The 6,274-nt window shown below is 30.1% G+C and carries 3 protein-coding genes; 2 read left to right on the top strand and 1 reads right to left on the bottom strand.

Annotation, left to right across the window (positions count from 1 at the left end):
- Nucleotides 1–173 precede the first annotated feature (173 nt).
- Entirely contained in the window at nucleotides 174–1,583 is a 1,410-nt protein-coding gene (locus WBG30_RS04025; RefSeq protein WP_424503360.1) for an APC family permease, read from the bottom strand.
- 645 nt (nucleotides 1,584–2,228) lie between these two features.
- On the opposite strand from WBG30_RS04025, the gene WBG30_RS04030 reads away from it, so the two are divergent.
- On the top strand, nucleotides 2,229–4,916 hold the full coding sequence (locus WBG30_RS04030; RefSeq protein ID WP_424503361.1) for a PD-(D/E)XK nuclease family protein: 2,688 nt from the start codon (nucleotides 2,229–2,231) through the stop codon (nucleotides 4,914–4,916).
- Nucleotides 4,897–6,274, top strand: a 1,378-nt coding sequence (locus WBG30_RS04035) for a UvrD-helicase domain-containing protein (protein ID WP_424503362.1), incomplete at its 3' end; no start/stop codon positions are given. The genes WBG30_RS04030 and WBG30_RS04035, both read left to right, overlap by 20 nt.

Below are 6,274 nucleotides of genomic sequence, written 5' to 3' on the forward strand. Positions count from 1 at the left end.
ATATTAAGAATGTTAGTGATAATTTATCCAGAACAAGTAGAAAAATATATGTAAAAAAAGAGCCGTTTTAACAGCTCTCCTCTAGTAGTTAGGAATTGAATGTACACGTAATTCGGGATAGACCCACACAGACTGTATATTACCTTTTTAATTTTCTAGAATCATATTACTTTTTATTTTTCTTTAAAATTACCATCTGCATCTCTATTTAGAATTAGTTCGTCTAATTCTTCCACAGTATAGTGCATGACTTGAAGGTCATAAAATTTATAAAAAGAAAGTCCTATGATACCCCAAACTACTAAAACAACTATAGATGGAAGACTAAGGGAACTCTTTAATCCTGGAACCAATAAGAGAATTAAAAATACTACTCCTGAGATAGAACCGAAAACACTCGGAAAAAATACTTTTCCATATTCTTCTTTGTAAAGTTTATAAGATGAAAGGCTCGTATATAGATATCCAATAGAAGCTCCTACACTAGAAGTTCCAACTATCCATAACAATACATTTCTACCAAACCAAGGAGCTATCAAAGATATACCTAGAGTAAATAAAATTGCATTTTTAGGAGTATGATATTTAGGGTCTAATACACCGAAAAATTCTGGTAATATCTTTCCTCTAGACATGGCAAATAATAATCTACTAGCAGCCATATAAAAGCCATTTATTCCTGCTATTATGGCTGAAACAAGTGCTATTATTAAAAATACTATACCTATTTTACCAAAATAATATTCTGTAGTATAGCCAGTTGCCCAAGAAATTTCACCATTCATTATTTGCTCACTTGTAACTCCAAAAGAAGTAAAAAGGATGATTAAAACGTAAACCAGTCCTCCTACTAAGATGGAAATTATAGCTAGTTGTGATGCTTCTTTAGCTTCGAAATCTAATTCTTCTGCTACCTGTGGAATACAATCAAACCCTACAAATAACATTGGAGCAATAGATAGTATTTTTAATATTTTAGGTAAACTTACTGTTTCTGAATCTATAAATGACATGGTATTTGGATTGCTTATTCCTGCTCTAGCAATAACTAAACTTAAAAATAAAAAAACTATTCCTACTAATAAAATAACCATGACTTTTTGTAGTTGAGAAGCTAGTTTTATCCCTTTGATATTTAAGTAACCGAATAAACAAAGAGCAGAGATTGCCACTCCTACTTCTCCTAAATAGATCTCCGATCCTGCAATACTATATAGATGACCTACTTCTAAAATTCCCGGCATAGTGAATTTGGCTACTAATGCTAATGCTGTAGCGTTTAATGGGACAATACTTATGTATGCTAGAGATAAAAACCATCCACATGTCAATGCATGTTTCCATCCAAAAGCATCATAGGTGAAGGCGTATTCTCCCCCAGCTACCGGAAATTTATGGAGCAGATAACCATAATTTTTTTCAATTACAACCATTATAAATGCCCCTGTAACTATTGCAATAGTTGAATTTAAAATTCCTGCCTTTAAAAATAAACTTCCTGGAAGAACAAAAGCTCCCCATCCAATAATGGCTCCTATGGCCAACGACAATATATCCAACTTGTTAATTTCTTTTTTTAACATAATCACTCCTTAAAAATAAAAAAACACCCTAACTCGACCACCATAAAGGTAGCAGAGTTAGAGTGTTTAAGTTTCGTCATATAGACTCACAATATGCCACATAAGTAGCATAACTCATTGCCTCAATCGAGACCCTAAGTAAACCCCAGTTCTACAAATATTTTTCAATTAAATTTTCCTTTTTTTCAATTAGTTCGTACCTACACTATTATAAAACATTGTAAGTCTCGCCAATTAAGTAATCACTTAATTTACTTCACATTGTATTCTTTTTCCTATTTTAACACAGTTTAGGTATTAAATCAAAAAAAACTATAAGTATAACCAAATAAATGATATTGTTGTGTGTTTATTAAGCTGTTATTTGTATTGAAATGAAAAAAGTGATTTTTATAGTGGAACAGAAAACAAAATAGAATTAGGGAACTAAAATTAAAGTTATATTAGGCAATATATATTATTTTATATACACCTTTTTTATACTGTATGATTGTTGTATAATTTTAATGTATAATAAAAAGTATATAGATATTATAGATAAGAAAATACTCAAAAGTGACATAGATTAATATAGGAATGAAGATAGATTTAAAAATGAGTAGAACTTGTGATAAGAAAATAAAATTCCAAAAGGAGAATGGAAAAATGAATATAAAATACTACTCCTATACTCAGGAGATAATGGATAATATAGAATCAGGAAAGATACATATTTTTCCTAAGTCGGTAGATAAAAAATTAGCGAAAGAAAGGTATCTAGAAAGTCTAGAAATAGATGGAAATAGTGAGACACCTAATATATTTTTCAAACAACCGAAATTTATGGGAATGGGAGAGTTTAAAACTAACTTGTTTTTAAGTGATGAGATGGTACTCCGGGAAGAAAAACAGGTAATAGCCTTTTATAGATCGTTAAGTAAGAAAAATAGGAAGGAATTAGGAGTAGAAAGTTATTATGATGTGATTGATATTGCAGCCAATTTTTTAAATTTCTTTAAATTATTAAAAGAATATAGGTTGACAGAGGTAAAAGATCTCAGAAAATGGCAGAAAAAAATATATGATATATTTTTAGATATAGAAAAAAACTATATAAATTTTTTGTCAAATAAAAATTATACAGATCCAACTTTTATAATAAAAGATGAAAATTATAGTTCTAAAAGTCTAAATGGATATAGAGATATAGTAATCTACAATAAGATCCATTTTACTCCATTAGAAAAATGGATAATGGGAAAATTAGAGGGGGATGGGTTTAGTATAACTCTAAGATTACAGATGGATAGAGATGACTTTTGTGAGGAAACTTTGGCTATAAAGGATGTAAATATAGGGGATAAGATACCTAAGATCACTAAAAAAATAGAAGTTTATACTGTAGATGATGAGTTTACAGAACTATTAAAAGTTATGGATGTGCAAGATAAAATTAAAGGCACAGATGATGTAAATAAAGGTATAAGAATTTTTGATGCAAATAACGATAACTATAAATATAATAGTTTTTTTAATGAAACTAAATATATATCGGATCTACCGATCTTTTCCCTTTTAGAGGGACTGCATAAATTGTTGTCTACTTTGGAAGAAATAGACAATGAACTAGCACTAGAACTACACACTGTAGTGGATATAATTAAAGGAGATGAGATCTCTAGATACTATAATATAACACATGAAGAATTAGAAAGTTTTAAGGTGATGGTAAACGAAGGTTATAAATATTTGACGAAATATGTTATAGCAGAAAGGTTAGGAGAAGAAAATTTTATCTATAGGATATTTGAAGACATAGAAAAGATGAGAACATATGACAACTTAAAAAAATGGACTGAAGAACTTACTTTTTCCACTGGACAACTGGAAAAAATATTAGATGGGAATGAAAATATTGGAAAGTATTTTGAGGCTCTCAGTGAGATAGAGGTTATAGAAGATTTAGATGTAGTAGATGGATGGAAAAACTTTTTTGGGCACGGTAAAACAGCAGAGGGACTCCTAAAATTGATATTAAAGTATTTAGAGTTCAAGGAAATATCTGGGAACTTTGATACAGTATCAAAGAAACAGGGATTAGAAGAGATAAAAACTACAGAGCATACAAATCTTCTACTCATGAATATTTCAGATAGTTTTATACCTAAAAATAAACAGAATATTTTTTTATTTACAGAACAACAGAAAAAAAACTTAGGAATAAAGAGTATAGATGATCTTAGATTAGAAGAAAAATATAATTTATTCAGAGCTGTCATGGCAAGTGAAAACACTACTATATTAGCTATAAAAAATATGGGTTCTGACAGTTCTCTCTCTCCATTTGTAGAAGAACTAATAGAACAATTTGGAGTGAAATCTAAACATCTCAAGCAATCATCGGAAAACTATTTAGAATTAATAAAACCTGATTCTAAAGTAGAGAATATAGAAGTGGGGAAAGAGTTCTTTGATGGGATAAAACCTAGTGAAATGAAGTTTGAGATAGGTGAACTAAATGATCCATTTGGGATAACAGCATATATGTGTGATGAATTATTTAATTGTAAATATAAGATGTACCTTAGGTATTTAGTGAAATTAAATAGGGAAGAACTTGAGGTGGAGAGGGATCTAACGCGTCGAGAATATGGAAATCTTGCCCATGAATTATTTGAGGCAGTATTGAAAAAGATAGAATTGACTAGAGATTATTCACTATTAGAAGAAGGAAAAATAGAAGTAGAAATAGTTATGGGAGTCTTAGAAGAATTGGTAAGTAGGAGGCGATTAAAACTGCCGAGATTAAACGAAAGGTATTATAGGGAGATTATCTATAGAAATTTAGCTGACAGTGTTGGGGAATTTTTTAGAAAGATATCGAAGGAACTGCGTGGTGAAAAGGTAAAGGGACTCTTGATAGAGGAACTACTAAAGGCAGGTATAAATAATAAAACTATAGATATATCAGGTAGAGCTAAAGCTGATCTGATAATCAAAACGGAAAGAAAGGATTATATTGTCGACTTTAAAACTGGAAACCTAAATGAAAGGCAATTAGATTTTTATAGTATTTTATATGCAGGAGAGGCAGATCTCACAGAAAAATATATATTTAACGTGGATAAGGGAAATTTGGAAAAGAGTAAAAAAATAAAACTAGTTAAAGATGAGGCTGGTAGAAATAAGATAGACCCTGAGGGGAAAGAAAAAAAACTAGGCATTCTGGAAATAGAATTGAAAAAACTTCTAAACTTGGGAGTTTTTGAGAGAAATAAGACGAGTAAGTGTAATAGATGTGAATATATAGATATCTGTAAGGTTGGTGAATTAGATGAAATCAAGGGAGAATAAGAATAGAAAAGTAGTGAAAGCCAGTGCAGGAACGGGGAAAACTTACAGACTTGCTATAGAATATATATCTAAAATATTATTAGGTGAAGATTACAATGAAATATTATTTATGACCTTTACCCGGGCAGCTACAGCAGAATTAAAAGTTAGGATTTTTGAGTTTTTAGATGACCTAAGTCGAGGAGATAAAGAATTAGAAAAAAATATAAAGACTCTGTATCCAGAAATTATGATAGATACAGATAAGATAAAAAAAGTTAAAAATGAGTTGCTATTAAATAAAGACAAGATAAGAATTTATACAATTGATTCATTTATTGCTCAAATATTTAAAAAAGCCATAGGACCTTCACTCAATATATATACTTATTCTATGAGTAACACTGTAGAAGCGGAGGAGATATATGGTGAGGTATTTAGTAGAATCATAAAAGGGGAAGAATTTCATAAGATAAAAAAATTCTTGGAAAAAACAGCAGATAGAGAGGTAGAAAAATATATTGATCTTATAAAAAAAATATCTGAGGAAAGGTGGAAATTTGCTCTAATAGGGGAAAAAGAAATAAATGATGATATAGAAAGTGTAAAAGCTGAATTATATAGAAATATAGTGAGAACTTTTGAATTAGTTGATGAACTGGTAACAGATCACGGCAAGATCTATGAAAAAGTTTTGGCTAAAGCAGGGAAAATTATAGATGAAGAGTTTCACGGAGTTATAGACGATAAGGAAAAATTGATTAATCTTATATTGGATAAAAGAAAAGATTTTTTAGAAAATAAAATTGTTAATGGAACTCAAATGGGTGGGAAAGCTAGAGAACATATAAAGGCTCTGGTTTTGGAAGTTCAAAGCGAGATCAACAGGTTGCTTGAAAGAATTATCTTTATTGAAGAGATAGTCCCCTATGAAAAAGATATATTAGAGATAGAGAAGATAACTAGGTCTATCTACGATGAGATAAAATTTAGGGAAAAGAAGTTTACATTTTCCGATATAACCAATTATACCAGTGAATATATGGTAAAAGATGATTTAGATCTTATAAAAGACGGTGTAGTTACGGATAATTTCTATGAGATAATCGGAGGTAAGATATCAACTTTATTTTTAGATGAAGCACAGGATACCAGTGTATCTCAGTGGAGGATAATTGAGCCCATAGCTAAGGGTTGTGACAATATAATTGTTGTAGGGGATGAAAAACAAAGTATCTATTCTTGGCGTGGAGGAGATAAAGGTTTATTTCTTAGTTTTGATAGGATCCTAGGAGCTAGGACAGAATCACTACCGACCAATTATAGAAGTGAAAAGAAGATAATTGATTTTATTAACTTATTTTTTGATCATGTTTCTA

Source organism: Psychrilyobacter sp. (genome assembly GCF_049671765.1).
Classification (GTDB): Bacteria; Fusobacteriota; Fusobacteriia; order Fusobacteriales; family Fusobacteriaceae; genus Psychrilyobacter.

Bases quoted from the DNA above. Each gene is read 5' to 3' on its own strand.
- WBG30_RS04025 (WP_424503360.1), bottom strand. From the start codon at position 1,583: ATGTTAAAAAAAGAAATTAACAAGTTGGATATATTGTCGTTGGCCATA.
- WBG30_RS04030 (WP_424503361.1), top strand. From the start codon at position 2,229: ATGAATATAAAATACTACTCCTATACTCAGGAGATAATGGATAATATA.